The sequence below is a fragment of the Pseudomonas sp. GL-R-26 genome, from assembly GCF_019947365.1.
In the GTDB taxonomy this organism is placed as follows: domain Bacteria; phylum Pseudomonadota; class Gammaproteobacteria; order Pseudomonadales; family Pseudomonadaceae; genus Aquipseudomonas.
The window spans coordinates 84492-110588 of sequence record NZ_JAGYGI010000005.1 but is presented as its reverse complement, the minus strand read 5'-3'; the positions used below and the strand labels follow the sequence as shown (position 1 = coordinate 110588).

Below are 26097 nucleotides of genomic sequence, written 5' to 3'. Positions count from 1 at the left end.
CTTAACGATGCCCACAGCCTAGGCAGCCGATTGCTTTGCAGCAATCACCTTATACGCCACGTGCAGTGACCGTTGCGCTCAATCGCCGGGCATGAAAAAACCCGCCGAAGCGGGTTTTTCATTACAACAAGGCTTACTTGGCGTTCGTCGGGGTTGCCCCTTCGACGTGGCCCAGTGCATCGTCTTTAGGCTCGTCGGCGATGCCGCGACCGCCCGATGCCAGCTCCGCTTGCAACACGTCGGTGTCCAGTTCCTTGACCCACTTGGCCACAACGATGGTGGCCACGGCGTTACCGACCAGGTTGGTCAGGGCACGGGCTTCGGACATGAAGCGGTCGATACCGAGGATCAGCGCCAGGCCGGCGACCGGCAGGTGGCCCACGGCGGACAGGGTGGCAGCCAGTACGATGAAGCCGCTACCGGTCACACCCGCAGCGCCTTTGGAGGACAGCAGCAACACCACCAGCAGGGTGATCTGGTGCGTGATGTCCATGTGCGTATCGGTTGCCTGGGCAATGAACACCGCGGCCATGGTCAGGTAGATGGCGGTACCGTCGAGGTTGAACGAGTAACCGGTCGGGATCACCAGACCCACGACAGATTTCTGCGCGCCCAGACGCTCCATCTTGACCAGCATGCGTGGCAGCACCGATTCCGAAGAAGAAGTACCGAGCACAATCAGCAGTTCTTCACGGATGTAGCGGATCATTTTCAGCACGCTGAAGCCGTGCAGACGGGCGATGGAGCCCAGCACAATCAGGATGAACAGCAGGCAGGTGATGTAGAAGCACGCCATCAGTTGACCCAGCTGCACCAGCGAGCCGACACCGTAGGCACCGATGGTGAACGCCATGGCACCGAAAGCACCGATCGGCGCGAGCTTCATGATCATGTTGATGATGTTGAACATCACATGGGCGAAGCGATCGATGAAGTCCAGCAGCGGCTTGCCGTAGGCACCCAGGCGATGCAGGGCGAAACCGAAGATCACCGAGAACATCAGCACTTGCAGGATGTCGCCCGTGGCGAATGCGCCAACGATGGTGGCCGGGATCACGTTGAGGAGGAAGCCGATGACACTTTGATCAGCACCAGCCGCTACGTAGGTAGCGACTTTGGAGGCATCCAGGGTGCTTACGTCGATGTGCATGCCCGCGCCTGGCTGCACGACGTTGACCACGACCAGACCCACCAGCAATGCGATGGTCGAAACGATTTCAAAGTAAAGGAGTGCGTAACCGCCAGTCTTGCCGACCGCTTTCATGTCCTGCATGCCGGCGATACCGCTGACGACGGTGCAGAAGATGATCGGGGCGATGATCATTTTGATCAGTTTGATGAACCCGTCACCCAGCGGCTTTACCGCCACACCGAGCTGCGGATAGAAGTGACCGAGCAAAATACCGATGACAATTGCAACGATCACCTGGAAATACAGGGATTTGTACAGTGGCTGACGAGTCGTCATTGCAAAGTTCCTCAAGGGTGCCCGGTGACAACATCCATCTGTTGCCCGCAACACCGCAATTGCGAACCCTCCTGCACTGGAGGGATTTGTTTTTTCGAGCTGCGCAACGGCAGGCATCTGCTCGTTGTATCGCAAGGCCCGTGCCACCTTCCGTAAAAACCCTGCAAGCCTTTTGATCTCCGGGGTTGCAGCGAACTCCCTGTCACCGAACGGTTATAAGCATGTGGCGGATTTCCGCCCTTCCATTAACAGTCGTCCTGCTATTTGGCGGATATCCGCCCTGTTCATGCCCGCGGTGCGCAGCTAACATCCGTCGATCAACGGTCAGATCTACTGCCATGCGCGAACGCACCATCGCCAGTCATTTCGCCCGCGCCGCCCTGGGTGGTGCGCATCGGCACGGCTACGACTATTCGGACCTGCTACAGCAACTGGGAATCAGCCCCGAGTTGCTGGACGAGCCCCGGGCACGCATCGCTCCGGAGCAATTCACCCAATTGATCCAGGCGTTGTGGCTGGCGCTGGACGACGAGTACCTGGGGTTCGGGCAAGCCCCAAGCAGGCCGGGCAGCTTCGCGATGATGTGCCATGCCGTGATTCACTGCCGCAACCTGGATAAGGCACTCCATCGCGGCTTATTGTTTTATAGCCTATTCCCCGGGGCTCCGCGTTTGACCCTGAGCCGCGAAGATGAATGGGTGCGCCTGAGCCTGGACGACTCACAACTCTGGGACCCGGATCATTTCCTCAGCGAGAGCCTGCTGGTGATCTGGCACCGCTTCGGCAGCTGGCTGATCGGCCAGCGCATTCGCCTGGAGCAGGCCACGTTCAGCTACCCCCGGCCGGAACACGGCGCCGAGTACGACCTGCTGTTTTCCTGCCCGCTTGAGTTTTCCAGGCCCCAGAGCAGCCTGTTGTTTCACAGCCGCTACCTGGCCATGCCGCTGCTGCAGGACGAACGTACCCTCAAGCATTTCCTCGAGCGCTCCCCCGCCGACCTGCTCTCGCGCCCGGACGATGGCGACAGTTTGAGCAGCCGCCTGCGGCGCTTGCTCAGTCGCGACAGCTCACGCTGGCCTGACCTTGAAGCCGTGGCCGCGCACCTGCACATCAGCCCGCAGACCCTGCGCCGGCATTTGCGGGAAGAGGGTTCGAGCTTTCAGGAATTGAAGGACCAGTTGCGCCGGGATATCGCGATTTATCACCTGAGCCGCGCCGACCTGTCGTTGCAACAGATCGCCGAGCAGCTGGGGTTTTCCGAGCCGTCGGCGTTTCACCGGGCGTTCAAGAAGTGGACGGGGCTGACGCCAGGGGCATATCGGGCGCAGGAGAGCTGAGTTTCAGCACCTGCGTTGCGCAGTGATCACTGGCGTCTCCCGAACGCACCCGGTAATACCCCGTCCAGGATTTGCGAACGCTTACTCCAGAGGCGGGATGATCAGTGACAAGCCAGGGTAAATTTTGTCTGGATGATCCAGCGCCGACCTGTTCGCATTAAAGATCAGTGGGTACTTGGCAGCATCACCATAAAACTCTCTGGCAATTTTGGACAATGTATCGCCCCTTACAACCACATACATATTCAACTGACTGACCGGCGGAATCGCCAGTGTGGCTGGTGATTCGAAATCCACATCGCCCAGCAGTTTTATTTGTCCGATGAACCGGCCAAGATTATTGGCCGTGGTCGCGTGTATGTCATGCATCAGCACAATGGAGTTCTTTCTTTTCCTTATTTGCTCAACACCATGGGATACCCAGCCCCCAGGTTGATAGTTGCTGCTCCAGTCCAGGGTATCCACGCTCCAGAGAACCTGCCGATACCCCAACTCGGCGACAGTGCGATCGACCATCGCATCGTGAGCGCCATAAGGCGGCCTCATGATCAGGTCCGGCTGCTGGTAGGGAGTCAGTGCCTGCTCCGTCATCTTGATTTGATCGATGATGGTATCTTTGTCCTGACCGACCAGTCTTAGATGATCGTAAGTGTGATTGCCGATCCGGTGCCCTTCGTCCAGGATGCGCTTGATACGCTCGCCATGCCTGGCAACCAGATTGCCAACAATAAAAAACGTTGCCTTGATATCAAACAGCTCCAGTGTTTCGAGCACGGTTTCGGTCTGGGCTTGCCGAGGACCGTCGTCAAACGTCAGCCAAACTTTCTTCCTTTCCATTTTTATCTCCATTGGTGGCTTGTAACGCTTCAGCCCCTATCCACTCATGCAACCAACACAGGCTCTGCGTGTGCATGTCGTCAATAAGGCGGGGCTTATTACTTGCCACCAAACGGCGGAACGCCAACAAAACATTGTTGCCGGTCGTTTAACGCCTGATACCTGTAGCCCGAAAAGACTGCTATCAAATATCCGTTCACACCGCCGGAAAATGAATCCGGAACGCCGCCCCGCCCATCGGTGAATCCCCCAGGGTCAGCTTGGCGCTGTAGCTTTCGATGATGTCCTTGACCACCGCCAGGCCGATACCCTGCCCAGGGTGCTGGCGGTCCAGGCGCTCTCCGCGCTCGAGAATCCGTGCGCGCTGATTCTGTGGTACGCCGGGGCCGTCATCCTCGACACACAACTCAGTGCCGCTGAGGGTTTCGCGCACACTGATGCGTATTTCGCCCAGGCACAGGCGATAGGCGTTTTCCAGCAGGTTGCCCATCATCTCCAGCAGAGCGCCCTGTTCGATCGGCACGTAGCACGGGTCGGGCAAATCGAACGCGACGTGCACACGCTTGTCGCGATAGACCTTGTCCAGCGTGTCGCACAGGCTTTTCAGTACCGGTCGCAAGTGCACCTGATGACGTACCAGGCCGCTTTTTCGCAGGCTGGCGCGCTGCAGTTGGTAGCTGATCTGCTGGCTCATGCGTTCGATCTGGGTTTGCAGCACCCAGGCCTGATCGCGATCCTCGGGACGCTGGGCCAGGTCTTCACTGACGCCTTGCAACACCGCCAGTGGCGTTTTCAGGCTATGGGCCAGGTCGTCGAGAGAATCACGGTAGCGACTGCGCTGCTCACGCTCACTGTGCAGCAAACGGTTGAGGGAGCCGGTCAGGCGCAGCAATTCCCGGGGATGTTCCTCACTGAGACTTTCGCGGGTGCCACCTTCGATCTGGTCCAGCTCCTGGCTCAAGCGCCGCAAAGCCTGCAAGCCCCAGGTCAGGCCGATCCACAGCAACGCCAGCAGCACCAGCAGTGCCGCGCCAAAACCCAGATAGAGATTTTCCCGCAGGCCTTCGAGGGTCAGCTCGTACTCGCGAACCGGCTGCAACGCCACGATGCTGAAGGCTGCACTTTTGCCGCCAAGCAACTTGACCTCGACGTCGTAGACGAAGAACTCCTGGCCATTGGCTTCGCGGATCCGCGCAAACTCACTGCCACGTCCGTCGTAGCGCGGCTTGTAGTTGATACGTTCTTCCTGGGTCGCCTTCGAACGCCACACCAGATGTCCTTCACGGTCATAGATGTAGCCGAGTAATCGGCTGTCGGTGAGGTTGAAGCGCTCGTCAGGCAATTGCGCCGGCATCTGCAGGCTGTTGTTCTCCACCCGGGCGGCCGAGATCAGCGTGGTCACGTCGGATGCCAGACGCTGCTCGATGGAGTCCTGCAGCGCCAGGCTGAAGGCGCCTTGCATCGCCGGTAGCAACGCCAACATGAACAACACCGCCAACAGCGTGGCGGCGAGCATCAAGCGTATGCGCAGCGAACGGATCAAGTGCAACGCTCGTTGAACAGGTAGCCCAGGCCTCGCACGGTGTCGATCGGCTTGAACCCGCCAGGCCCCTCCAGTTTGCGGCGCAGACGGCCGACCAGCACCTCGATCACATTCGGATCACGCTCGTCGTCATCCGGGTAGAGCTGCTCCATCAAGCGATCCTTGGGCACCACTTGCTGATGATGGCGCATCAGGTATTCGAGAATACGGTACTCATACGCGGTCAGTGCCAGCGGCTGTTCGTCGAGGGACGCCTGCTTGCGGTTCAGGTCCAGCAGTAACGGGCCAGCGACGATGGTCGACTGGGTGAAACCGCTGGAACGTCGCAGCAAGGCATTCAGGCGGGCCTCCAGTTCTTCGAACTGAAACGGCTTGACCAGATAATCATCGGCACCCGCGGCCAGGCCTTCAACCTTGTCCTGCCAGTTGCCACGCGCGGTGAGGATCAGGATCGGGAAGGTTTTGCCACCTGAGCGTAACTGGCGGATCAGGTCGAGCCCGCTCATGCCCGGCAAACCGAGGTCGATCACCGCCAGGTCAAAGTTGAACTGTGCGGTCTGGTACAGCGCCTCCTCGGCGTTGGCCACGGACTCGACCACGTGGCCGCTCTCCGTCAGACGGGTTTGCAGGTGATGACGCAGCAGCGCTTCATCTTCGACGACCAGCAATTTCATATTGCACTCCCGGGCAAATCAATATCTCCAGAGGCGCAACGTCGCACCTCAATAGCTAACATGGCAACGCCGGATCAGTCACTCGGGCTGATCCGGCGCAGGCCGTTCACGAAACGCTTGTCAGAAAGCGTAGTTGGCGGACAGATAAGTCTGGGCGCTGCTGGTCAGGTCCAGCGAACCCTGCTTGCTACCGCCGCGCTCACTCATCTCGGTGCTGGCGTTGCTGCGCAGGTAACGGTAACCCAGTTCAACCGAGGCGTTCTGCGAAACCTGTTGCAGCACACCCATCTGGCCACCGATGGCGTAGCCGATATCACTGTCGCGGCTGAAGCCTGGCGACTCCTGAGTCATTTTGGTCAGGCCGGCCGTGGCGCCACCGAACAGCTTGGTGCTGCCGCCCACCGGGTAGAACAGATCGTAGCTGCCCAGGAGGTTTTCCTGACGCAGTTTAATGCCATTGTGGGAGCCCGACACATTGTCGTAAGTGGCGTAGTAGCGGCCCTTGGTGTTTTGCTGGCCCAGACGAACACCCCAGGTGGTGTCCTTGCCGATTACGCCATCGGCGTTCGGGTGATTGAGGTTGTCGTTCAGGGCGTGGGATTTTTTGACCTTGTCGCTGGTCTGTCCAAGAGTAAGACTGGCGAAGTTGTCGTCGGACGCGAAAGCTGCGGTGCTTGCGCCCAGAACCGTGAATGCCAGAAGCAGTTTTTTGAATCCAGTCATTGGGGAGTTTCCTCATGTGCCGTTTGTTTTTTGGGTACGAGGCAAGGTTACGCACCGCGCCCTGAACTCCCCCTGAACGCACTCTGAACCTGGGCTGAACCGCCCCCTTCCGTATGTTTCGACACGTTTCAACAGGAGATCCGACCATGCGCCTGTTCCTCGCCGTCCTCCTGCTGGCCCTGAGCGGGCTCAGCCAGGCCGCTATCCAGACCCGGGAAATCCCCTACCAAAGTGCCGACGGCACGAAAATGATCGGCTATTACGCTTATGACGATGCCATCAAAGGCCCGCGCCCCGGGGTCGTGGTGGTGCATGAGTTCTGGGGCCTGAACGACTACGCCAAGCGTCGCGCCCGTGATCTCGCCGGCCTGGGCTACAGCGCCCTGGCCATCGACATGTACGGCGACGGTAAAAATACCGAGCATCCCAAGGACGCCATGGCTTTCATGCAAGCCGTGGCGAAAGACAGTGCCGTGTCGAGCGCAAGGTTTCAGGCCGGGCTCGACCTGCTGAAAAAACAGCCACAGACCGACCCGCATAAAATCGCCGCCATCGGCTACTGCTTCGGCGGTGCCGTGGTGCTCAATGCCGCAAGACAGGGCGTGCCATTGGCGGGCGTGGTGAGTTTCCATGGCGCGCTGGCGACCAACACGCCAGCAACGCCGGGCAGTGTCAAAGCGAAAATACTGGTGGAACACGGGGCGCTGGACAGCATCGTCACCCCGGAAAACATCACGGCGTTCAAAAGTGAGATGGACAAGGCAGGTGCCGACTACAAGTTCGTCAGCCTCGACGGCGCCAGGCACGGCTTCACCAACCCGGATGCCGATCGACTGGGCCATGGCGATCATGGCGGGCCGGACATAGGCTACAACAAGGCCGCGGATGAAAAATCATGGGCGGACATGCAGGCGTTTTTCAAGAAGATCTTTGGTTGAGATACAGCGACTGAAGCTGAGCAAGGCTCCCTGTGGCGAGGGGGCTTGCCCCCGTTCGGCTGCGAAGCAGTCGTATATCCGGCAAACGCGCCCTATCTGACACAATGCGATTGCAGGTTTTAGGGTGGCTTCGCCACCCAACGGGGGCAAGCCCCCTCGCCACAGCAAGCTCCCTCGCCACAAAAGCCACGCCGCTACTACCCAGCCTTGGTGCTTAACGGCAAAATGCCCGACATGAATCCAGCCCCCGTCCTGCCTGCCTGCTGTACGCCCCTCGATGACCATTGGCCGCTGCCGTTTGTGCTGCCCGATACGGTCCTGCTGAGTACTCATTTCGATAGCACCCAACTGGCCAGCGATGACTTTCAGCGCAGCTCTGTCGAAGTGCCGGCAAGCATCCAGCGCTCGGTGGCCAAACGACAGGCGGAGTTTCTCGCCGGACGGGTATGTGCCCGGGCCGCGCTACAGCGACTGGAAGGCTTGAGCTTCATTCCGGCCATCGGTGAAGACCGGGCACCGGTCTGGCCTGGTCATATCACAGGCTCGATCACCCACAGCACAGGCCGGGCCGCGGCAATCGTGGCGAACAAAAGCCATTGGCGCGGCCTGGGCATGGATCTGGAAAACCTGCTCAATGCCGAACGGGCCGAACGCCTGGCCGGGGAAATCCTCAATCCACCGGAGCTCCAGCGCTTGGCGGCCGGTGATCACGATCAACGGGCGTTGCTGGTCACCCTGACATTCTCGGTCAAGGAAAGCCTGTTCAAGGCGCTCTATCCGATCGTTCAGCAACGCTTTTATTTCGAACACGCCGAAGTGCTGGAGTGGCGTGAGTCGGGTGAGGTGCGGTTGCGATTGCTCACTGATTTGTCCAGCGAATGGCGCAATGGCACCGAGCTGGATGCGCAGTTTGGGGTCAAGGACGGGCAGTTGTTGAGTCTGGTCAGCATCAAGGCCTGAGTTTTTTGGCGCCTGTCGGGCCCACATCGCGGGCAAAACAGTCACCAAAAAACTCAACGCTTCTCCTGATTGCGCGGCCAGCTCAGGCTGAAGCACGCCCCGCCCAGGCTCTTGCTCTTGCCGATCAACGCGCGCCCGTCATGCCAATGGATGATGCGTCGCACAATGGACAGGCCTAACCCATGGCCTCCAGACGCGCGGGTGCGGCTGTCGTCGAGGCGCAGGAACGGCGTAAATATCTTCTCCCACGCCAACTCCGGCACACCCGGCCCGTCATCCTCGATATCCACCCGGCATCGCTGCTGCCCCACCTGATAGCTGATGGTCACCCGGGATTGCGCGTGACGCATGGCATTAGTCACCAGGTTCTGGATCGCCCGATGCAGATAGCGCGGTTCGGCCTCGACCCAGGCATCGTCGTTATCGGCGGCCGACAAGCACAACCCGCGTTGCACCGTGACGTCGGCGCGCAACGGTGACAGTTCTTCGATCACCTGATCGACCAAGGCATCCAGATCGATGCGTTGAAAGTTCAGCGCCGGCGAGCCCTGCTCCAACCGCGCGTAGGTCAGCATCTCGTCCACCAGCCGGTCGAGGTCCTCGATGTCGTGGTCCATGCCCTGGCAGTATTTTTCCAGAGCTTGCGGCGTGGTGGCCGAACCGATCATCTCCAGGCCAAAGCGCAGGCGCGCCACCGGCGTGCGCAATTCGTGGGACACCGCGCGCACCAGTTCGCGCTGGATCGCCAGCAACTGCTGCAAGTGTTCGGCCATGCCGTTGAACGCCGACGCCAGCCGCCCCACCGAGTCCGCACCGCGCGCCGGCACGCGGGTTTCCAGGCTGCCCTTGGCGATGCGCGTGGCGGCGGCTTCCAGGCCACGCAAGCGTCGCTCGAGCTGGCGCACCAACAGATAGACGATCAAACCGATCAGCGTCAGGCCCAGCGCGGCAATCAGCACCAGCCACTCCGGCGGATAAGGATTCATCTGATACAACGGGCCAATTTCCAGGACCCACGGCGTGCCCACCATGCCGGCAAACACCCGGATCGAATCGCCCCCCTTGCCCAACGCCATCACCGTGTCGCCCTCGGATACCCGGCGGCTCTGGTCTTCGTCCATGTCCGCCTCGTCAACCGTGACCAGCCGCAGGTCGAAGCCGAAGCCTTTGCTTTCCTTCAATTGCGCCAGGCGCAAGGGTTGGTCGGCAACCGGGGTGCGCACCAGTTCATCGGTCAACAGGTAGATGGTCGCCCGGGCCAGTTGCTCGCTGATCTGCTGCACTTCCCCGGTGAGCATCAACTGCTCCTTGTCGCTGACCAGTTTGTAGACCTTCGCCGCATGCGGCCCGGTCTGTTCCACCAATGCCTGGCCGCGCAATACACGGGTGCGCTGGGTCAAGTCGAGGTCGGTCTCGGCAAAGGTTTTCAGCGCCAGCGGAATCCCCAGCAGCCGCTCCCACACCAGCAAAGCCCGGTGGCGCTCGGTCTGGTTCATCGGTTGCAGGTTGTCGGCCATCAGCGAGAACGTGCCGTGGGCCAGGCGCTCGCGGTATTGCTCGCTGCGGACCTCATTGAGCAGGTGCAACGCCAGCACACCGAGCACCGCCACCAGAATCAGCGCGGCGCACATGCCGCCATAGATACGCAGGAAGATCGAGTTCACAGGGACGGGTCTACGCAAGCCTCGGGAACGAACAGATAGCCCTTGCTGCGCACGGTCTTGATCAGCCGTGGATGCTCCGGGTCATCGCCGATCTTCGGGCGGATGCGCGAGATGCGCACATCAATGGAGCGGTCCTGACCGTCATAGCCGATGCCCCGCAGCGCGGTGAAGATCTCTTCCCGGGAGAGGATGCGCCCGGCATTGGCCACCAATAGCCAGAGCAGGTCGAATTCGGCGCTGGTCAGCTCGATGCCGTTGCCCTGCAACCAGGCTTCGCGCAAGGCGTTGTCGACGATCAGCGGGCCGAACTGTAGACGCCGCTGTTTTTCCGGGGCGACCTCGGGCGTTTCGCTACGGCGCAGCAGCGCCTGGATGCGCGCCAGCAACAGACGCGGGCGTACCGGTTTACAGACGTAGTCGTCAGCCCCCAGGTCCAGGCCGAGAATCTGGTCAGTGTCATCGGTGCGGGCAGTGAGCATCAGGATCGGGCCGTCATAGCGGGCGCGGACCTTGCGGCAAATGCTCAGGCCATCTTCACCGGGGAGCATCAGGTCGAGGATCACCAGGTCCGGCTGTTCCTTGATGATGCGATTCGCCGCGAGCGCACCATTGCCTTCGATCGATACACGCAGGCCATTGGCTTCCAGGTAATCGCGGGTCAGTTCGGCCAGTCGCTGGTCGTCCTCCACAATCAATACCTGCCAGGCTTCTTGCTCCACGGGTGACCTCTGCTTGCCAAAAACACTAATAAGGAAGGATCCGCCCGTCTTTTTGTAATGATTCGGGGGGATAAATATGTATACACGCTGGGCCGATTGTATAAACGCCGCCCGTCGAGAACACAAGCGGGTAAATGCGTTCGGACAACAGGGTTTTTTGTGATAGGGTTCGCGCCCTTAAAAATCCGCCCGGGCGATTTCGATGGTTGAAAATCGCTGAAAAAAGGTCCGGTCCAGCAGCGTCGCGGCCTACACGCCGGTTACCTCTTTCACACACAATTTACGCACAGGTTTATCCACAGGTAGTACGTTGCAATCCCCCCCTAAAACGCATTATCTTGTACCCCGGCGCTAAAAAACCCCTAGATGTAGGGTTTTGCGCAAAAAACCAAACACAAACCAGACACCAATTTCAAGCGCTTTTATTGCCTCTGTCCGGTTGAACCATACGTATTTTTGAAAGACCAAACCGCGCGTGCGGATGGCTACTGTATTTCGACCCCAAGTGGTGAAAACGGTACGGGTGTTGCAGTCCTGAACTGTCACCTCAAAGGACCCCCGGTCTTGCGCCCACGGCACGAGACCAAAGACTTCGGCATGGAAGCGGCGCCCTATAGCCCCCTTCCTGATCTGTCCCGAAGTTGTTATGCCCGGCGCTCGCCGGTTGTAGTGCTTCAGGACGGAACGGTGGGCACCGTGATGGTGCCCAAACAAACATAGAGAATGTGGAGACACCCCCCATGCAAACCGACACAACTCGCGAGAACCCGCAGGGCACCTTGCCGCAGGCCGCCGATTCGAATTCGGATCTGTCCGCCACCGCGCCAGGTCAACTGCGTGTGATCAAGCGTAACGGCACTGTCGTTCCCTACACCGATGACAAGATCACCGTCGCCATCACCAAAGCGTTCCTCGCAGTTGAAGGCGGCACCGCTGCTGCCTCGTCGCGAATCCACGACACCGTTGCCCGCCTGACCGAACAGGTCACCGCGACCTTCAAGCGTCGCATGCCATCGGGCGGCACCATCCACATCGAAGAAATCCAGGACCAGGTCGAACTGGCCCTGATGCGTGCCGGCGAGCAAAAAGTCGCTCGCGACTACGTGATCTACCGTGACGGTCGTTCGAAAGAGCGCGCTGCCCACGCACCAACCGAAGAAGCGGTCAACGCTCACCCGTCGATCCGCATCACCCGTGCCGACGGCAGCCTGGCGCCGCTGGACATGGGCCGCCTGAACACCATCGTCACCGAAGCGTGCGAAGGCCTGGAAGAAGTCGACGGCGACCTGATCCAGCGCGAAACCCTGAAGAACCTGTACGACGGCGTGGCCCTGACCGACGTCAACACCGCCCTGGTGATGACCGCCCGTACTCTGGTTGAGCGTGAGCCGAACTACTCGTTCGTGACCGCCCGCCTGCTGATGGACACCCTGCGTGCCGAAGGCCTGGGCTTCCTCGGTGTGGCCGAAAGCGCCACTCACCACGAGATGGTCGACCTGTACGCCAAGGCACTGCCGGCCTACATCGCCAAAGGTATCGAGTTCGAACTGCTGAACCCTGTGCTGGCCTCCTTCGACCTGGAAAAACTGGGCAAGGCGATCAACCACGAGCGCGATCAGCAATTCACCTACCTGGGCCTGCAAACCCTGTACGACCGTTACTTCATCCATAAGGATGGCGTGCGTTTCGAACTGCCGCAGATCTTCTTCATGCGCGTGGCCATGGGCCTGGCGATCGAAGAGAAGCAGAAAGAAGACCGTGCGATCGAGTTCTACAACCTGCTGTCGTCCTTCGACTACATGTCGTCGACCCCGACCCTGTTCAACGCCGGTACCCTGCGTCCACAGCTGTCGAGCTGCTACCTGACCACCGTGCCGGATGACCTGTCGGGCATCTACCACGCGATCCACGACAACGCCATGCTGTCGAAATTCGCTGGTGGCCTGGGCAACGACTGGACACCGGTTCGTGCGCTGGGTTCGTACATCAAGGGCACCAACGGCAAGTCCCAGGGCGTCGTGCCGTTCCTGAAAGTCGTCAACGACACTGCCGTTGCCGTTAACCAGGGTGGCAAGCGCAAAGGCGCTGTGTGTGCCTACCTGGAAACCTGGCACATGGACATCGAAGAGTTCATCGAACTGCGCAAGAACACCGGTGATGATCGTCGTCGTACCCACGACATGAACACCGCCAACTGGATCCCTGACCTGTTCATGAAGCGCGTCTTCGATGACGGCAAGTGGACCCTGTTCTCGCCGTCCGAAGTACCGGACCTGCACGACCTGACCGGCAAGGCCTTCGAAGAGCGCTACGAGTACTACGAAGCCCTGACCGAGTACCCGGGCAAGGTCAAGCTGTTCAAGACCATCCAGGCCAAAGACCTGTGGCGCAAGATGCTGTCCATGCTGTTCGAAACCGGCCACCCATGGCTGACCTTCAAGGACCCGTGCAACCTGCGCAGCCCGCAACAGCACGTGGGCGTGGTCCACAGCTCGAACCTGTGCACCGAGATCACCTTGAACACCAACAAGGACGAGATCGCCGTTTGCAACCTGGGCTCGATCAACCTGCCGAACCACATCGTCGACGGCAAGCTGGACACCGCCAAGCTGCAACGCACCGTGAACACCGCCGTGCGCATGCTCGATAACGTGATCGACATCAACTACTACTCGGTGCCGCAAGCGAAGAACTCCAACTTCAAGCACCGTCCGGTCGGTCTGGGCATCATGGGCTTCCAGGACGCTTTGTACCTGCAGCACATCCCTTACGGCTCCGACGCTGCCGTCGAGTTCGCCGACAAGTCGATGGAAGCGGTCAGCTACTACGCGATCCAGGCTTCCTGCGACCTGGCCGACGAGCGCGGCGCCTACGAGACGTTCCAGGGTTCGCTGTGGTCCAAAGGCATCCTGCCGCTGGATTCGCAACAGATCCTGATCGAGTCCCGTGGCCAGAAGTACATCGATGTCGACCTGAACGAATCCCTGGACTGGGCACCGGTTCGTGCCCGTGTACAGAAAGGCATCCGTAACTCGAACATCATGGCCATCGCACCGACCGCGACCATCGCCAACATCACCGGCGTATCGCAGTCGATCGAACCGACCTACCAGAACCTGTATGTGAAATCGAACCTGTCGGGCGAATTCACCGTGATCAACCCGTACCTGGTTCGCGACCTGAAGGCTCGCGGTCTGTGGGACTCGGTCATGATCAACGACCTGAAGTACTACGACGGTTCGGTGCAGCAGATCGAGCGCATCCCGCAAGAACTCAAAGAGCTCTACGCGACTGCCTTCGAAGTGGACACCAAGTGGATCGTCGACGCCGCCAGCCGTCGTCAGAAGTGGATCGACCAGGCTCAGTCGCTGAACCTGTACATCGCCGGCGCTTCGGGCAAGAAGCTGGACGTGACCTACCGCATGGCCTGGTACCGTGGTCTGAAAACCACTTACTACCTCCGCGCCCTGGCTGCGACCAGCACCGAGAAGTCGACCATCAACACCGGCAAGCTGAACGCTGTTTCCAGCGGCGGCAACCACGGTGACGACTCGGTCCTGGCAGCTCCTGCCGGCCCTGCTCCAGTGCCAAAGGCTTGCGCCATCGACGAGCCGGATTGCGAAGCTTGCCAATAAGCTGAGCCGGTAAGCGTCGCAAGGCGCTTACTCGAAACCCCCGATCAGCCTCTGGCGGGTCGGGGGTTTTCTTTTGCCTGAAGGAAATGAGGGCTTGTACTGACGCTATCGCGAGCAGGTTCGCTCCTACAGGGGACCGGGTCTTTCCAGATAAACACGATCAACTGTAGGAGCGAGCCTGCTCGCGATGAGGCCATTACCTCCAATACAAAACCCAAGAATCGAGTAGGAGGCGGGGTTGCCCCCGCCGTCCTCTCACACCACCGTACGTACGGTTCCGTATACGGCGGTTCCTGCCTACTGACAAACAACGTCAGCGAGCTTGGTTCCGTTGATGTGTCGCCTGCGGTATCTAAGCGCCCAGACCGGCCCTCGGAGCTTCCGGCTCCTACCTCCTAATGGTCTTGACCTCCGCTACGCGGAGTTTCTGCTTTACGCTCCAACAGAGATCACACCCGACTATCCACTCATGGCAGGTTCAGCCCTTCATTACTCCGGTTTCGAGCAACTACTACGGCCTCTGCTGACTTCTGTCGCCCATCCCGTCATCTCGCGACGCCGGTAGCACATGGCAGGCTAAACAGATCTCCCAGGGTAATTCGCGCGACCTTCCTGCTTATGCCTGTCGGATCTACGTCGCAGCGTTCCGTGCAAGTATCGGGCTTTGAAGATATTGGCCTTCTTACCCCGCTGCGCCGCCTCTATCCGCTTCCTGTTCGTCAGGCCAGCATTTTGCCTCGGGCTTCCTTCAGATTCGCAGTCACCCGCGACACCCTTGCCTCTGGCTAACACTTCCCCTTGCCGGGTGTGTAGAGGACTTTCACCTCCAAGTCACCAGCGTGGCCACCACAGCCAAGCTGGTTGCGCTTACGCGCAACGCGCCATGCCTGGCGCACCAACAAAAAAGCCCCTCTAATGAGGGGCTCCTTGCACTGCACTTTCCAGCATCAAGTCATCTGAATGATGGTCTGCATGATGGTGCTCTGGGTGGAGATGGTCTTGGCATTTGCCTGGTAGTTGCTCTGCGCCTTGATCAGGTCGACCAGTTCGTTGGTCAGGTTGACGTTGGACTCTTCCAGGGAGTTCGAAACGACGGAACCCAGCGTTCCGGTTTCCGGCGCATCGTAGCCCGGAATACCCGAGGTGTAGGTTTCTTTCCAGCTGGTGCCACCCACCGGCTGCAGACCTTGTTCGTTGGTGAAACTTGCCAGCGAAATCTGGCCGATTGGCTTGGTCTGGTTGTTGCTGAAGTTGGCCAGCAGTACGCCGCTACCGTCGATGGTCAGGTTGGTGATCTGGCCAGTGGCATAACCGTTCTGCGATGGAATCGAACGCGCGGTGTCGGCGTTGAACTGGGTGGTGTTGCCCATGGCGATGGTCAGGCCCGCCGGATCGGCTGCCGCGCCGTTGGCTGCCCAGACACCGTTGGTGACGGTACCCGGCGTCCAGTTGCTGATTTTCAGGTCATTGCTGGTGGTCGATGTTGGCGGGGTCGTCGGTGGCGTCACTGGCGTGCTGACCGAAACCAGTTTGCCGGATGTATCAAATGTCATGGTCGAAGCAATTGGATCAACTGCACCCGTACCGGTAGGCGAGGAACCGTCCGGATTACGACCATCGATCAGGGTGTAGGTATCCCAAGTATTCGGCCCGGTCTTGACCATGTATTGATCCATGGTGTGCTGGTTACCCTGAGTGTCGAAAACCGGGGTACTGAACTGCTTGGTAAAAGTTGCCTGTTTGGTCGGATCGAATTTGTTGGTGGCAACCGACTGGTCAATCACCACGGCCGTAGAGTTCAGGTTGATCGTCGACGAAACGGTGCTGGTGGATTTCGGCGCCAGATTGGAGGTGTCGATCCGCAGGTCGGTCAATACGCCATTGAGGATCTTGCCATTGGAGTCCACGCCATAACCTTGCAGACGGGCCGTACCGTCGCTGTTCGTCACGTAGCCATCCTTGTCGGTCTTGAACGTACCGGCACGGGTGTAGGTCAGCGAACCGTTGTTGCTCAGGACGAAGAAGCCATTGCCCTGGATACCCATGTCGAGCACGTTGCCGGTGTTATTCACGTCTCCCTGGCCGAACTGCTGGGAAATGTTGGCCAGGCGCACGCCGTTGCCGACGGTCTTGCTGCCGGTGCCCAGGCGGGTTGCCGAGTACACATCTTCGAATTCTGCACGGGACGATTTGAAACCGGTGGTCGCGACGTTGGCGATGTTGTTGCCGGTCACGTCCAGTTGTTTGTTGGATGCAAAGAGACCGCTAAGGCCGATATTAAAAGACATAATCCACTCCTTTGTGCCGGGTTAGTCGGCCTTACATACCAATGGTTTGTACTTTGGACAGAGCGACGGTGCCCAGCCCGGCCAGATTGAGCATCAACTCACCGCCAGTCTGGCTGATGGTCACGCTGTTGACGGTCGCTGGCAGGTTGGTGATCAGCGCCACGGACTTCCCGTCGATCGTGCTGGTAGCGCCGAAGGTGTAAGTACCTGCAGCTGCCGTTTCGCCCGCGTCATTCTTGCCGTCCCAGATGAAACTGGCGTTGCCTGCCTTCTGAGCGCCCAAGTCGATGGTGCGTACGGTCTTGCCGCTCGCATCAGTGATCTTCAGGGTGGCGGCGGCCACCGACGATGGCACCACCACCGTACCGCTGAGGCTCTTCGACGTGTCGACCACAGCCTTGTCACCGGGTGCAATGACCGAACGCCCCACCAGCGACGAAGCCTGCAATGCCTGGGACGAGTTGTAGTTGCTGGCCAGCCCGCTCACGGTATCGTTGAGCGTGGTGATGCCTTCCAGGCTGCTGAACTGCGCCAACTGGGCCACGAAAGCGCCGTTGTCCTGCGGCTCCAGCGGGTTCTGGTTTTTCAGCTGGGTCACCAGCAACTGCAGGAATGCATCCTTGCCCAGGGCTTTGTTGCCCGTGGGGCTGTTGGTGGCCGATGCCAGACCATCAGTCGTGGCGGTGTTCTTGATCGAAGAGTTGGCCAGGATGTCCTTGAGGCTCAAAGCACTGGTGCTATCGTTAATACTCATCTGAGTCGCCCCTTATCACTGACCGAGGGTCAGGACCTTCTGCATCATGGTTTTGGCGGTGTTCATCATTTCGGCGTTGGTCTGGAACGAACGGCTCGCGGAAATCATGTCGGCCATTTCCTCCACCACGTTGACGTTCGGGTAGTAGACGTAACCCTTGGCATCGGCCGCCGGATGATTCGGCTCGTAGCGCGCTTCAAGATTGCTCTGGTCTTCGACCACACCCAGCACCTGAACGCCCTGACCGGCGGCGTCCTGGCTCTGGAACAGCGAATCACTGCCGCCGCTCTGCCCGCCCTGGAACATGGTGGCGAATACCGGGTGGCGTGCACGGTAGGTCTGGTCGATGCTCGACGAGACCGTCTCGGCGTTGGCGATGTTCGAAGCGACGGTGTTCAAGCGCGTGGTCTGCGCACTCATGCCGCTACCGGCAATGTTGAAAACACTGGATAGAGACATGGCTTACTCTCCGCGCAGGGCTGACACCAGCCCTTTGAATTTGCTGTTGAGCAGGGTGAAGCTGGCCTGGAAGCCGATCGCGTTTTCCGCGTAGTTCGACTGCTCCAGCTGGGCGTCCACGGTGTTCTGGTCAATCGACGGTTGCATCGGCGTGCGATACAGCAACGATTCGTCGCCATTGCCCAGGCCTTCAGCTTCGATATGACGGCTGTTGGTCATGTTCAAGGCGAAGGTGCCGCTTTTGGTTTTCTCGTTCTGCTCGGCGAGCACTTTCGAGAAGTCCAGGTCCCGAGCCTTGTAGTTCGGGGTATCGGCGTTGGCAATGTTGTTGGCCAGAACTTCGGCACGCTGGGCGCGGAAGCCCAGGGCTTGTTCGTGGATACCGAGCGCTTTATCGAAGCTGATGCTCATGTCGGGAAACCTTCGGGTGACCTGATTTTTCGTAGGATCAACTTAGCAAGCCCCATGCCAATTCAAAAAACCCCGGAAACCGGGGCTTTGCCGGCCATGGCAACGCGGCAATGCCAGAAAAGCGGCAACGGTTTTCCGCCGGATGCCGCTTTTCTGCCGCTTGGCACCCATCTCACCAACACCACCGAACAACTGTTGTAGGAGTGAGCCTGCTCGCGATGACTGTGTATCAGTCACCGGATATGTCGAATGTGAAACCGCTCTCGCGAGCAGGCTCACTCCTACAGGGGATTTGCGGTGTGTGGGAGAGATATTGCGGACAAAAAAACGGGAGCCCCTGAGGACTCCCGTTTTTTTGACAACACCAACGAAATCACTTCGCCTGGTAAATGATCCCCGGGCTGCACTGGACCATCTGGTAATGATCCGGCAAACCGTTCAACGCTTCGGAAGCGCCGAGGAACAGGTAACCGCCTGGCTTCAACGTGCTGTGGATACGCAGCAGGATGTCCTTCTTTACCTCGGCGGAGAAGTAGATCAACACGTTGCGGCAAAACACGATGTCGAACTTGCCGAGGCTCGCGTAGCTGTCCAACAGGTTGAACGAGCGAAACTCCACCCGACTCTTGATCGGCGCCTTGATCGCCCAGCGCCCAGGCCCTTTCGGGTCGAAATAACGCTGCAGGCGCTCAGGCGACAGACCGCGGCCGATGGCCAGGCTGTCGTACTCGCCGGTCTTGCAGTTGTTCAGCATGGTGCCGGACAGATCGGTGGCAACAATCTGCACGCCCATCCGCAACTGGCCCATGTTGACCCGCTCGAACTCGTCGATGGACATCGACAGCGAATACGGTTCCTGACCCGACGAGCACGCTGCCGACCAGATGCGCAGGCGCTGGCCGGGACTGGCCTTGATCGCTTCGGGCAGTACCTTGTTCTTCAAGACTTCAAACGGGTAGGTGTCACGAAACCACAGGGTTTCGTTGGTGGTCATGGCATCCACCACCTGCTCGCGCAGACCGCTGCGCGGCTGGGTCTGCATGCGCTGAACCAGTTCCCCCAAAGACTTGATGCCTTGCTGTTCCATCAGTTTGTTGAGACGGCTGGAGACCAGGTACTGCTTGTTTTCACCGAGCAAAATGCCACAGGCTTTTTCCAGGAATACCCGGAACTGTTCGAAATCCAAATTACCCGTAGACAATGATGCCGCCTCTTAAATCGTGTTGACTGCCAGGAGCACGGGCCCCTAGCTGATATCTGCTGCTTTGATCCGGTCGACTACCCGGGATGCCAGGTCATCAGGACGGAACTTGGCCAGGAAGTCATCGGCACCGACCTTCTTGACCATCGCCTGATTGAATACCCCCGACAACGAAGTATGCAGGATGATATGAAGCTTTTGCATGCGCGGGTCGTTGCGGATTTCCGCCGTCAGGGTGTACCCGTCCATCTCCGGCATCTCGATGTCGGAGATCATCATCAGGAACTCTTCTTCCGGCTTCTTGCCCTCGTCGACCAGTTTGCGCAGGTAGTCCAGCGCTTGCCGACCGTCGTTCAACGCCACCACTTCGACGCCGACCGTTTGCAGGCAACGCGTGACCTGCTTGCGCGCCACCGACGAGTCGTCGACCGTCAGCACGCGCAACGAAAGCGCCTTGTGCTGGGTTTCGACATCCACTACACCGACGGAAATCGCTTCCGGCGTCGGCGCCACTTCCGCCAGCACCTTCTCGACGTCGATTATTTCGACCAACTGATTGTCGACCCGCGTCACCGCCGTGAGGTAGTGATCGCGCCCGGTGCCCTTGGGCGGTGGATGGATCTCCTCCCAGTTCATGTTGACGATGCGCTCCACCGAGCGCACCAGGAAACCCTGGGTCTTGGTGTTGTACTCCGTGATGATCACGAAGGGGTTGTTCTTGTCCTTCAACGCGCCGGAGCCAGTTGCCATCGCCAGATCAAGGATTGGAATGGTCGCCCCCCGGATGTTCGCCACGCCGCACACGACAGGACTGGACTTGGGCATCAGCGTCAGTTTGGGGCATTGCAGCACCTCCCGAACCTTGAACACGTTGATCCCGTACAGTTGCTGGCCGTCGAGACGGAACAACAACAGTTCAAGGCGATTCTGCCCCACCAGTTGCGTGCGCTGGTTTACCGAATCCATTACACCAGCCATGCCCAGACTCCTACGCCAACGCCAAGTGTTGTTGCGACGCGCCTTCATCACTAAACGGCACGGCGCTTGCTTTTTTAATCGTTATGAACACAGAACCGACATTTTTTCGACGCCTGACCACACCCTATCGCAAATTGCTCGGCGTGCTGGCGGCTGTTTGCCTGTTCAACGCTGGCAGCCCTGCCCTTGCTGACGCGGTTACCTTGCCTGACATGCTTATCGGCGTCACTCAGGGCTTTCTTGAATTCACCGTAGAAGACTATCTGGCTACCAGTCAAACGGAAGGTCGCTACGAGATCCAGGTCAACCAGCTCGATCCGCGCATGCACATGCCCATGTGCGACAAGGAATTGACAGCAACGCTCGAGAGTCCCAAGCCGCTGGGACGGGTCACGGTCAAGGTTCGCTGCGAGGGCGCGTCCCCCTGGACGGTGTTCGTACCCGCTCAAGTCCGCCTGTTTCGCGATGTCGTGACCAGCGCCCGACCACTGCGCCGCGCCGCCATTGTCGAGCCTGGGGATGTGGTCCTGCGCGAGCGCGATATCAGCCTCACCAGCCAGGGCTACCTGACCTCCCTGGATCAGGCGATCGGGCAGCGACTGACCCGACCAATGGTCGCCGACCAGGTGATTACCCTGGTGCATATCGAACAGGCCGAAGTCATCCGCAAGGGTGATCAGGTGGTGATAACCGCCCGCAGCGGTACCCTCAGCGTGCGCATGCCGGGCGAAGCGCTGTCAAACGGCAGCCTGAGCGAGCAGATCCGGGTGAAAAACCTCAATTCCCAACGAGTCATCAAGGCGCAGGTCATGGCGCCGGGGCAGGTGGAAGTGTCCATGTAAAGCGCTCTGTTCATCTGAATGTGGCGCTTGCCGCGGCGGTTCCCTAGACTGTGCTCCATGCAGGGCAAGCGCTGACGCGCGCAAGGTTCATTGATAAATGGGCCTAAAGTTTTCCAGGGAATGGCCGAAACCATGGCAAGCGTCCAAATTCCCAGAGGTTTTTTATCATGGTCATCGATTTCAGCCGTTTGAACAGCTCCTCGTCCCTGACGGGCAGTACACGTACCAGCACCAGTAAGGAAAGCGCCGAGGCCGGCAAATCCGCGCCGCTGGAGACCGCGGCCGAACAGGCCAGTACCGTCAAAAGCGGGGAATCGGTACATCTCAGCAATGAGGCTCAACAGTTGCAGAAGGTCACTGACAAGCTGCGCGATCAGCCTGCCGTCGACAACGCCCGCGTGGCCGAGTTGAAAGCAGCGATTGCCGATGGCAGCTATAAAGTCGACAGCAACCGTGTAGCCAGCAAACTGCTCAACTTCGAAGCCCAGCGCTAGGCCACCGCCGGCGCCAGGCTTTTGGACGCTTAAAACCCAAGGCCAGCCATGCACGACACTCATTTACTGCAACTGATCACCGACGACTTTGCTCCAGCGCAACACCTGCTGGAATTACTGCAGACCGAATCCCTCGCATTGCATGGTCGCGACATGCCATTGCTCGAGGACATCCTGGCGCAGAAACAGGCGTTGGTCGTTTTGCTCGAACAGCATGGCCGCAAGCGCAGTGAAATCCTCGCCAGCCTCAACCTGCCGACCAACCGTGGCGGTCTGGAGCAATTGGCCGGCCAGTCAAGCATTGGCGAGCAGTTGCTGGCGCAAAGTGACGTGCTGACCGATCTCCTGGCCCAGTGCCAGGCCATCAACGCCAACAACGGCCAGTCGATCCTCACTCAGCAGGCCGCTACGGCCACCCAGCTGAAAATCCTCAACGGCGGTGAAACCCCGGCGCTTTACGATGCCAGCGGAACATTCTCCAAGCTTGCCAAGCCGCGCCCGCTCAGTCAGGCATGAGCCGGTCAATGCCCCCGCTCTATCAAGACGCACAACATACTGGCAAACTGCTAGCCTGCCGTAGTCAAATTTTGTCTGGAGATTGATTAACCGTGTCCAATGCCTTATCCGTGGATGATGCTCCGCAGCCACCCAAGGTGCTCTCCACGCCCTTGGAAATCTCCAGCAACCTGCGCCAGCTGCTCGAAAGCCATGACCCGCTGATCATCACGTTCCACGAGCGCAGCCAGCGCTTCCAGAGCTATCTGGTGGACCTGGACCGTGACAGCAACATGATTGCCCTGGACGAAATGATTCCCCGTGATGGCGAGCGCTATCTGCTGGCGGGCGAGCCGTTCCGGGTCGAAGGCTTCCACGAAGGCGTACGCATTGCCTGGGAAAGCAACGGCCAGTTGAACATCGACGAGTCCGCTGGCAGCCGCTGCTACCGCGGCCCCCTGCCCGATGAAGTGGTGTACCACCAGCGCCGCAATGCGTTCCGCGCCGCGCTGAAGCTGGCACAACTGGTCAACGTCAACCTTGACGGCGAAAAGCTCAAGGCGCCGATCAGCGGCAAGCTGCTGGATATTTCCGCCACCGGCTGCAAACTGCGTTTCGACGGCGACATCACCGGCAGCCTGCAACTGGGTCAGGTCTACGACCGTTTCACCGCCGACCTGCCCTTCGGCAAGATGACCGCGCCGGTCGAGTTGCGTTATCTGCATTTCGAAGAAAGGATTTCCACCACCTTCGCCGGCATTCGCTTCCACAACATGAGCGGGCTGGTGCAGCGTCAGGTCGAACGCTTCGTCTACCAGTTGCAACGCGAGGCGCGTCGCTTCGACAAAGACGACATGTGATAGAGCGTCAACAAAAAACGGGCAGTCCCTTGCGGTGACTGCCCGTTTTTTTGTGCCCCGATTTTAAGGCCTGGCCTCGGTAAAGCTTTGCTCGCGGCCCGAGTCAGGATCTTCTGGAGGCTGATCGGATTCAGGTCCTGATTCGGCTTCCGGTTCGACTGGAGGCTCCGGACTCACCGGATTGCACATCTGATCCTGCACCACCTGCTCATCAACACGCGGGTCGAGGCAGGCCACCAGTGGCGAACTCGTCATATTGTCCGGCATAGCCACGTGATGCAGCGGTGCGTCGTCGACCTGATGCAGGTTGGTCACTGCTTTCGGGCGAATCCGCCACACCAGTACCAACGCGAAGAAACTGAAGAAGGCGTAGAGCATCTGGCTGCCAAACAGCTTCATCAGCACACCTGCCACCAGCGGCCCGATACTCGCACCCACGCCATAGGTCACCAGCAACATTGCCGTCAAGGACACCCGGCGATCGCCTTCGACATGGTCATTGGAGAACGCCACCGCCAACGGATACAGGCAGAACTGCACCAGCGAACAGACGAAACCGGCGATAAACAGAACCTCCAACGGCACCTGCGGCATGATGGCCAGCGGTAGTGCGGCCAGGGCCAGGCTGAACGCGAAACTGCGGATCAACACGGCCCGATCGTAGCGGTCGGACAACCAGCCCAACGGCCACTGCACCAGCAGCCCGGCAAAAATGCAGCTACCCATGAACAGACCGACCTGTTCGGTGGACAACCCTTGCTGCGAGGCATACAGCGGCGCCAGACCATAGAACGAACCGACGATCAGGCCCGCCCCGAGCACCGTGCTCAATGACTGCGGCACGCGCTTGATAAAGAACCGTGGCTCCATCGGTGCCGGATGCAAGGGCGCCGGGTGAATCCGCCGGGTCAGGGCCACGGGTACCAGACAAAGCGCGAAGCACAGGGCGACCAACATCAGCAATTCAAGCCCCAGCCCTGGGTGCATGACCAGAATCAACTGCCCCAGCACCAGCCCCAGGTACGAAGCGATCATGTAGCCGCTGAAGACCATGCCGCGCTGATTGGCATCGGCCTGTTCATTGAGCCAGCTCTCGATCACCATGTACTGGCACATCATGCCGAGGCCGACGATCACCCGCAAAAACAGCCAGGCCGGCAACCAGTCCACCAGGCCATGGCCGAGCACCGCCGCGCCAACGATCCCGGCACACGCCGAATAGGCCCGGATATGCCCGACCCGGGCAATCAACCGGTGACCGATCTTGCCTCCCAGCACCAGGCCGAAATAGTTGGCGGCCATCAGCGCACCGACCCACAGACTGTCGACATGGTCGGCAGCCAGGCGCAACGCCAGGTAAGTACTCAACAGGCCCGAGCCGATCAACATCATCAGCGAGGCGAAATACAGCGCTCGAAAGGATTTCCAGATTTGGCGCATCGGCGTTCCGAGCGGCTCCTTGCAGTGAGAATCGACTATCGCTAAACGATAGCCGGATGTCGACGGGACGTCAGGCCTGGGCTGCTAAAACACGCCTTTCCCAGGGAGTAATTTCATCATGGAAACTGGTCAGTTCCAGGGTCTTCGAAGCGATGTAGCCTTCGATGAATTCCGCGCCGAACAGTTCCTTGGCCAACTGGCTACGTTTCAGACGCTCAAGTGCCGCATGCAAGGTACACGGCAACGAAAGATTGTCCGGAACTTCGAACTCACCCTGGATCGGCGCGCTCGGCTCCAATGCCTTCTCGATGCCATGCAACCCCGCCGCCAGGCTTGCGGCAATCGCCAGATACGGGTTGGCATCGGCCCCCGGCAAGCGGTTCTCGACCCGACGGGCCACCGGCAAACTGGCCGGAATGCGCAGGCCCGCCGCCCGGTTGTCATAGGACCAGCAGGCATTATTCGGTGAGGCGTAAGGGTGGCACAAGCGCTGATAGGAGTTCACGTTCGGCGCAAACAACGCAGTGAAATCGGCCATACACGTTTGCTGACCGGCAATGAAGTGGCGGAAGGTGGCCGTCTCCTGCCCCGCCTCGTCGCTGAACACGTTACGCCCCGAATCGATTTCGACCACGCTCTGGTGGATATGCATCGAACTGCCCGGCGTATGCGGCAACGGCTTGGCCATGCACACCACGCTCAGGCCGTGCTTGAGGGCAACCTCCTTGAGCAAGTGCTTGAACAGGAATGTCTGGTCGGCCAGCAACAGCGGATCACCGTGTAGCAGATTGATCTCGAACTGGCTGACGCCCATTTCGTGCATGAAGGTATCGCGAGGCAACCCCAGGGCCGCCATGCACTCGTAGACTTCATTGAAGAACGGCCGCAAGCCGTTGTTGGAACTGACGCTGAACGCCGACTGACCATCCTCGCGACGACCGTCCAGCCCCAGTGGCGGCTGGAACGACTGAGTCGGGTCAGTGTTGGGGGCGAAGACAAAAAACTCGAGCTCGGTCGCCACTACCGGCGCAAGGCCTCGGGCCGCGTAACGGGCAATCACCGCCTTGAGCTGTCCACGGGTCGACAGATTGGAGCTGGTGGTGGTGCCCAGTTCATCCGCATCGCAAATGGCGAAGGCCCGTGGTGGATGGCTCCAGGGCAAGCGGTGGATTTGTGCAGGGTCCGGGATCAGCGCCAGGTCGCCATCATCGCTGCCGTAAAACCGTGCCGGCGGATATCCGCCCATGATGCATTGCAACAGTACGCCCCGCGCCATCTGCAAACGTCGACCGTCGAGAAAACCCTCGCTGGTCATCACTTTGCCCCGTGGAACGCCATTCAAATCCGGCGTAACACATTCAACTTGATCAATGCCCG

The 26097-nt window shown here is 59.5% G+C and carries 24 protein-coding genes; 9 read left to right on the top strand and 15 right to left on the bottom strand.

Annotated features, from left to right (window positions below):
- Positions 1–133 precede the first annotated feature (133 nt).
- Entirely contained in the window at positions 134–1468 is a 1335-nt protein-coding gene (locus tag KGA96_RS07610) for a dicarboxylate/amino acid:cation symporter (RefSeq protein ID WP_046043025.1), read from the bottom strand.
- 338 nt (positions 1469–1806) lie between these two features.
- On the opposite strand from KGA96_RS07610, the gene KGA96_RS07605 reads away from it, so the two are divergent.
- The gene (locus tag KGA96_RS07605) at positions 1807–2805 is read left to right on the top strand and encodes an AraC family transcriptional regulator (protein WP_046043026.1); all 999 of its coding nucleotides are present in this window, start codon (positions 1807–1809) and stop codon (positions 2803–2805) included.
- A gap of 81 nt (positions 2806–2886) precedes the next feature.
- Here the strand turns inward: KGA96_RS07605 and KGA96_RS29860 are convergent, their stop codons facing one another.
- The 4 genes from KGA96_RS29860 to KGA96_RS07580 all read right to left on the bottom strand — a co-directional run bounded on the left by KGA96_RS29860 (position 2887) and on the right by KGA96_RS07580 (position 6582).
- On the bottom strand, positions 2887–3642 hold the full coding sequence (locus KGA96_RS29860; protein ID WP_052960579.1) for a polysaccharide deacetylase family protein: 756 nt from the start codon (positions 3640–3642) through the stop codon (positions 2887–2889).
- A 196-nt stretch (positions 3643–3838) separates the two neighbouring features.
- On the bottom strand, positions 3839–5185 hold the full coding sequence (locus KGA96_RS07590; RefSeq protein ID WP_223512205.1) for an ATP-binding protein: 1347 nt from the start codon (positions 5183–5185) through the stop codon (positions 3839–3841).
- Positions 5182–5859 (bottom strand): response regulator transcription factor, encoded by a 678-nt coding sequence (locus KGA96_RS07585; protein WP_046043028.1) that lies wholly within the window; start codon positions 5857–5859, stop codon positions 5182–5184. Before KGA96_RS07585 ends, KGA96_RS07590 begins: the two co-directional genes overlap by 4 nt.
- Before the next feature lie 120 nt (positions 5860–5979).
- Positions 5980–6582, bottom strand: coding sequence for a membrane protein (locus KGA96_RS07580; RefSeq protein WP_046043030.1), 603 nt, complete (start codon positions 6580–6582; stop codon positions 5980–5982).
- 146 nt (positions 6583–6728) lie between these two features.
- Here KGA96_RS07580 and KGA96_RS07575 point away from each other — a divergent pair, with 146 nt between their 5' ends.
- Both KGA96_RS07575 and KGA96_RS07570 read left to right on the top strand, forming a co-directional pair.
- Positions 6729–7520: a dienelactone hydrolase family protein gene (locus KGA96_RS07575; protein WP_223512203.1), complete on the top strand. Its 792-nt coding sequence runs from the start codon at positions 6729–6731 to the stop codon at positions 7518–7520.
- A 234-nt stretch (positions 7521–7754) separates the two neighbouring features.
- Entirely contained in the window at positions 7755–8480 is a 726-nt protein-coding gene (locus tag KGA96_RS07570) for a 4'-phosphopantetheinyl transferase (protein ID WP_221174497.1), read from the top strand.
- 53 nt (positions 8481–8533) lie between these two features.
- Here the strand turns inward: KGA96_RS07570 and KGA96_RS07565 are convergent, their stop codons facing one another.
- Positions 8534–10144 carry an ATP-binding protein gene (locus tag KGA96_RS07565; protein ID WP_223512187.1) on the bottom strand — a complete coding sequence of 537 codons (1611 nt, stop codon included), beginning with the start codon at positions 10142–10144 and terminating at the stop codon, positions 8534–8536.
- Entirely contained in the window at positions 10141–10863 is a 723-nt protein-coding gene (locus tag KGA96_RS07560) for a response regulator (RefSeq protein WP_008051517.1), read from the bottom strand. Before KGA96_RS07560 ends, KGA96_RS07565 begins: the two co-directional genes overlap by 4 nt.
- 740 nt (positions 10864–11603) lie before the next feature.
- Between KGA96_RS07560 and KGA96_RS07555 the strand changes: the two genes are divergently transcribed.
- On the top strand, positions 11604–14498 hold the full coding sequence (locus KGA96_RS07555) for a ribonucleoside-diphosphate reductase subunit alpha (protein ID WP_046043035.1): 2895 nt from the start codon (positions 11604–11606) through the stop codon (positions 14496–14498).
- Between the two features lie 947 nt (positions 14499–15445).
- On the opposite strand, the gene flgE is transcribed toward KGA96_RS07555, so the two are convergent.
- The 4 genes from flgE to flgB are packed head-to-tail and all read right to left on the bottom strand — an operon-like array spanning position 15446 to position 18410.
- Positions 15446–16786 (bottom strand): flagellar hook protein FlgE, encoded by a 1341-nt coding sequence (gene flgE, locus KGA96_RS07550; RefSeq protein WP_046042367.1) that lies wholly within the window; start codon positions 16784–16786, stop codon positions 15446–15448.
- A gap of 31 nt (positions 16787–16817) precedes the next feature.
- Entirely contained in the window at positions 16818–17540 is a 723-nt protein-coding gene (gene flgD / locus KGA96_RS07545) for a flagellar hook assembly protein FlgD (protein WP_223512180.1), read from the bottom strand.
- Positions 17541–17555: 15 nt separating this feature from the next.
- Positions 17556–17999, bottom strand: a complete 444-nt coding sequence (gene flgC / locus KGA96_RS07540; RefSeq protein ID WP_007980123.1) for a flagellar basal body rod protein FlgC — start codon at positions 17997–17999, stop codon at positions 17556–17558.
- Positions 18000–18002: 3 nt separating this feature from the next.
- The gene (gene flgB, locus KGA96_RS07535; RefSeq protein WP_008051530.1) at positions 18003–18410 is read right to left on the bottom strand and encodes a flagellar basal body rod protein FlgB; all 408 of its coding nucleotides are present in this window, start codon (positions 18408–18410) and stop codon (positions 18003–18005) included.
- 54 nt (positions 18411–18464) lie between these two features.
- On the opposite strand from flgB, the gene KGA96_RS07530 reads away from it, so the two are divergent.
- On the top strand, positions 18465–18611 hold the full coding sequence (locus tag KGA96_RS07530; protein ID WP_223512178.1) for a hypothetical protein: 147 nt from the start codon (positions 18465–18467) through the stop codon (positions 18609–18611).
- A 172-nt stretch (positions 18612–18783) separates the two neighbouring features.
- Here KGA96_RS07530 and cheR read toward each other — a convergent pair whose 3' ends face one another.
- Together cheR and KGA96_RS07520 are read right to left on the bottom strand one after the other, a co-directional pair.
- The gene (cheR, locus tag KGA96_RS07525; protein WP_007980127.1) at positions 18784–19611 is read right to left on the bottom strand and encodes a protein-glutamate O-methyltransferase CheR; all 828 of its coding nucleotides are present in this window, start codon (positions 19609–19611) and stop codon (positions 18784–18786) included.
- 45 nt (positions 19612–19656) lie between these two features.
- The gene (locus tag KGA96_RS07520) at positions 19657–20589 is read right to left on the bottom strand and encodes a chemotaxis protein CheV (RefSeq protein ID WP_007980130.1); all 933 of its coding nucleotides are present in this window, start codon (positions 20587–20589) and stop codon (positions 19657–19659) included.
- Positions 20590–20672: 83 nt separating this feature from the next.
- Between KGA96_RS07520 and flgA the strand changes: the two genes are divergently transcribed.
- The 4 genes from flgA to KGA96_RS07500 all read left to right on the top strand — a co-directional run bounded on the left by flgA (position 20673) and on the right by KGA96_RS07500 (position 23280).
- A complete protein-coding gene (flgA, locus tag KGA96_RS07515) occupies positions 20673–21431 on the top strand; it encodes a flagellar basal body P-ring formation chaperone FlgA (protein WP_046042365.1) in 759 nt (252 codons plus the stop codon).
- Between the two features lie 167 nt (positions 21432–21598).
- Complete coding sequence (gene flgM, locus KGA96_RS07510; RefSeq protein WP_223512176.1) at positions 21599–21925, top strand: flagellar biosynthesis anti-sigma factor FlgM; 327 nt, start codon at positions 21599–21601, stop codon at positions 21923–21925.
- Between the two features lie 48 nt (positions 21926–21973).
- Positions 21974–22441 carry a flagella synthesis protein FlgN gene (locus KGA96_RS07505; RefSeq protein ID WP_046042364.1) on the top strand — a complete coding sequence of 156 codons (468 nt, stop codon included), beginning with the start codon at positions 21974–21976 and terminating at the stop codon, positions 22439–22441.
- 92 nt (positions 22442–22533) lie between these two features.
- Positions 22534–23280: a flagellar brake protein gene (locus KGA96_RS07500; RefSeq protein WP_046042363.1), complete on the top strand. Its 747-nt coding sequence runs from the start codon at positions 22534–22536 to the stop codon at positions 23278–23280.
- A 63-nt stretch (positions 23281–23343) separates the two neighbouring features.
- Here KGA96_RS07500 and KGA96_RS07495 read toward each other — a convergent pair whose 3' ends face one another.
- On the bottom strand, positions 23344–24720 hold the full coding sequence (locus KGA96_RS07495; protein WP_223512168.1) for an MFS transporter: 1377 nt from the start codon (positions 24718–24720) through the stop codon (positions 23344–23346).
- A gap of 70 nt (positions 24721–24790) precedes the next feature.
- Positions 24791–26035: a glutamine synthetase family protein gene (locus KGA96_RS07490; RefSeq protein ID WP_185754823.1), complete on the bottom strand. Its 1245-nt coding sequence runs from the start codon at positions 26033–26035 to the stop codon at positions 24791–24793.
- Positions 26036–26097: the final 62 nt, after the last annotated feature.

Bases quoted from the DNA above. Each gene is read 5' to 3' on its own strand.
- KGA96_RS07610 (WP_046043025.1), bottom strand. From the start codon at position 1,468: ATGACGACTCGTCAGCCACTGTACAAATCCCTGTATTTCCAGGTGATC.
- KGA96_RS07605 (WP_046043026.1), top strand. From the start codon at position 1,807: ATGCGCGAACGCACCATCGCCAGTCATTTCGCCCGCGCCGCCCTGGGT.
- KGA96_RS29860 (WP_052960579.1), bottom strand. From the start codon at position 3,642: ATGGAAAGGAAGAAAGTTTGGCTGACGTTTGACGACGGTCCTCGGCAA.
- KGA96_RS07585 (WP_046043028.1), bottom strand. From the start codon at position 5,859: ATGAAATTGCTGGTCGTCGAAGATGAAGCGCTGCTGCGTCATCACCTG.
- KGA96_RS07580 (WP_046043030.1), bottom strand. From the start codon at position 6,582: ATGACTGGATTCAAAAAACTGCTTCTGGCATTCACGGTTCTGGGCGCA.
- KGA96_RS07575 (WP_223512203.1), top strand. From the start codon at position 6,729: ATGCGCCTGTTCCTCGCCGTCCTCCTGCTGGCCCTGAGCGGGCTCAGC.
- KGA96_RS07570 (WP_221174497.1), top strand. From the start codon at position 7,755: ATGAATCCAGCCCCCGTCCTGCCTGCCTGCTGTACGCCCCTCGATGAC.
- KGA96_RS07555 (WP_046043035.1), top strand. From the start codon at position 11,604: ATGCAAACCGACACAACTCGCGAGAACCCGCAGGGCACCTTGCCGCAG.
- flgE (WP_046042367.1), bottom strand. From the start codon at position 16,786: ATGTCTTTTAATATCGGCCTTAGCGGTCTCTTTGCATCCAACAAACAA.
- flgD (WP_223512180.1), bottom strand. From the start codon at position 17,540: ATGAGTATTAACGATAGCACCAGTGCTTTGAGCCTCAAGGACATCCTG.
- flgC (WP_007980123.1), bottom strand. From the start codon at position 17,999: ATGTCTCTATCCAGTGTTTTCAACATTGCCGGTAGCGGCATGAGTGCG.
- flgB (WP_008051530.1), bottom strand. From the start codon at position 18,410: ATGAGCATCAGCTTCGATAAAGCGCTCGGTATCCACGAACAAGCCCTG.
- KGA96_RS07530 (WP_223512178.1), top strand. From the start codon at position 18,465: ATGCCAATTCAAAAAACCCCGGAAACCGGGGCTTTGCCGGCCATGGCA.
- KGA96_RS07520 (WP_007980130.1), bottom strand. From the start codon at position 20,589: ATGGCTGGTGTAATGGATTCGGTAAACCAGCGCACGCAACTGGTGGGG.
- flgA (WP_046042365.1), top strand. From the start codon at position 20,673: ATGAACACAGAACCGACATTTTTTCGACGCCTGACCACACCCTATCGC.
- flgM (WP_223512176.1), top strand. From the start codon at position 21,599: ATGGTCATCGATTTCAGCCGTTTGAACAGCTCCTCGTCCCTGACGGGC.
- KGA96_RS07505 (WP_046042364.1), top strand. From the start codon at position 21,974: ATGCACGACACTCATTTACTGCAACTGATCACCGACGACTTTGCTCCA.
- KGA96_RS07495 (WP_223512168.1), bottom strand. From the start codon at position 24,720: ATGCGCCAAATCTGGAAATCCTTTCGAGCGCTGTATTTCGCCTCGCTG.
- KGA96_RS07490 (WP_185754823.1), bottom strand. From the start codon at position 26,035: ATGACCAGCGAGGGTTTTCTCGACGGTCGACGTTTGCAGATGGCGCGG.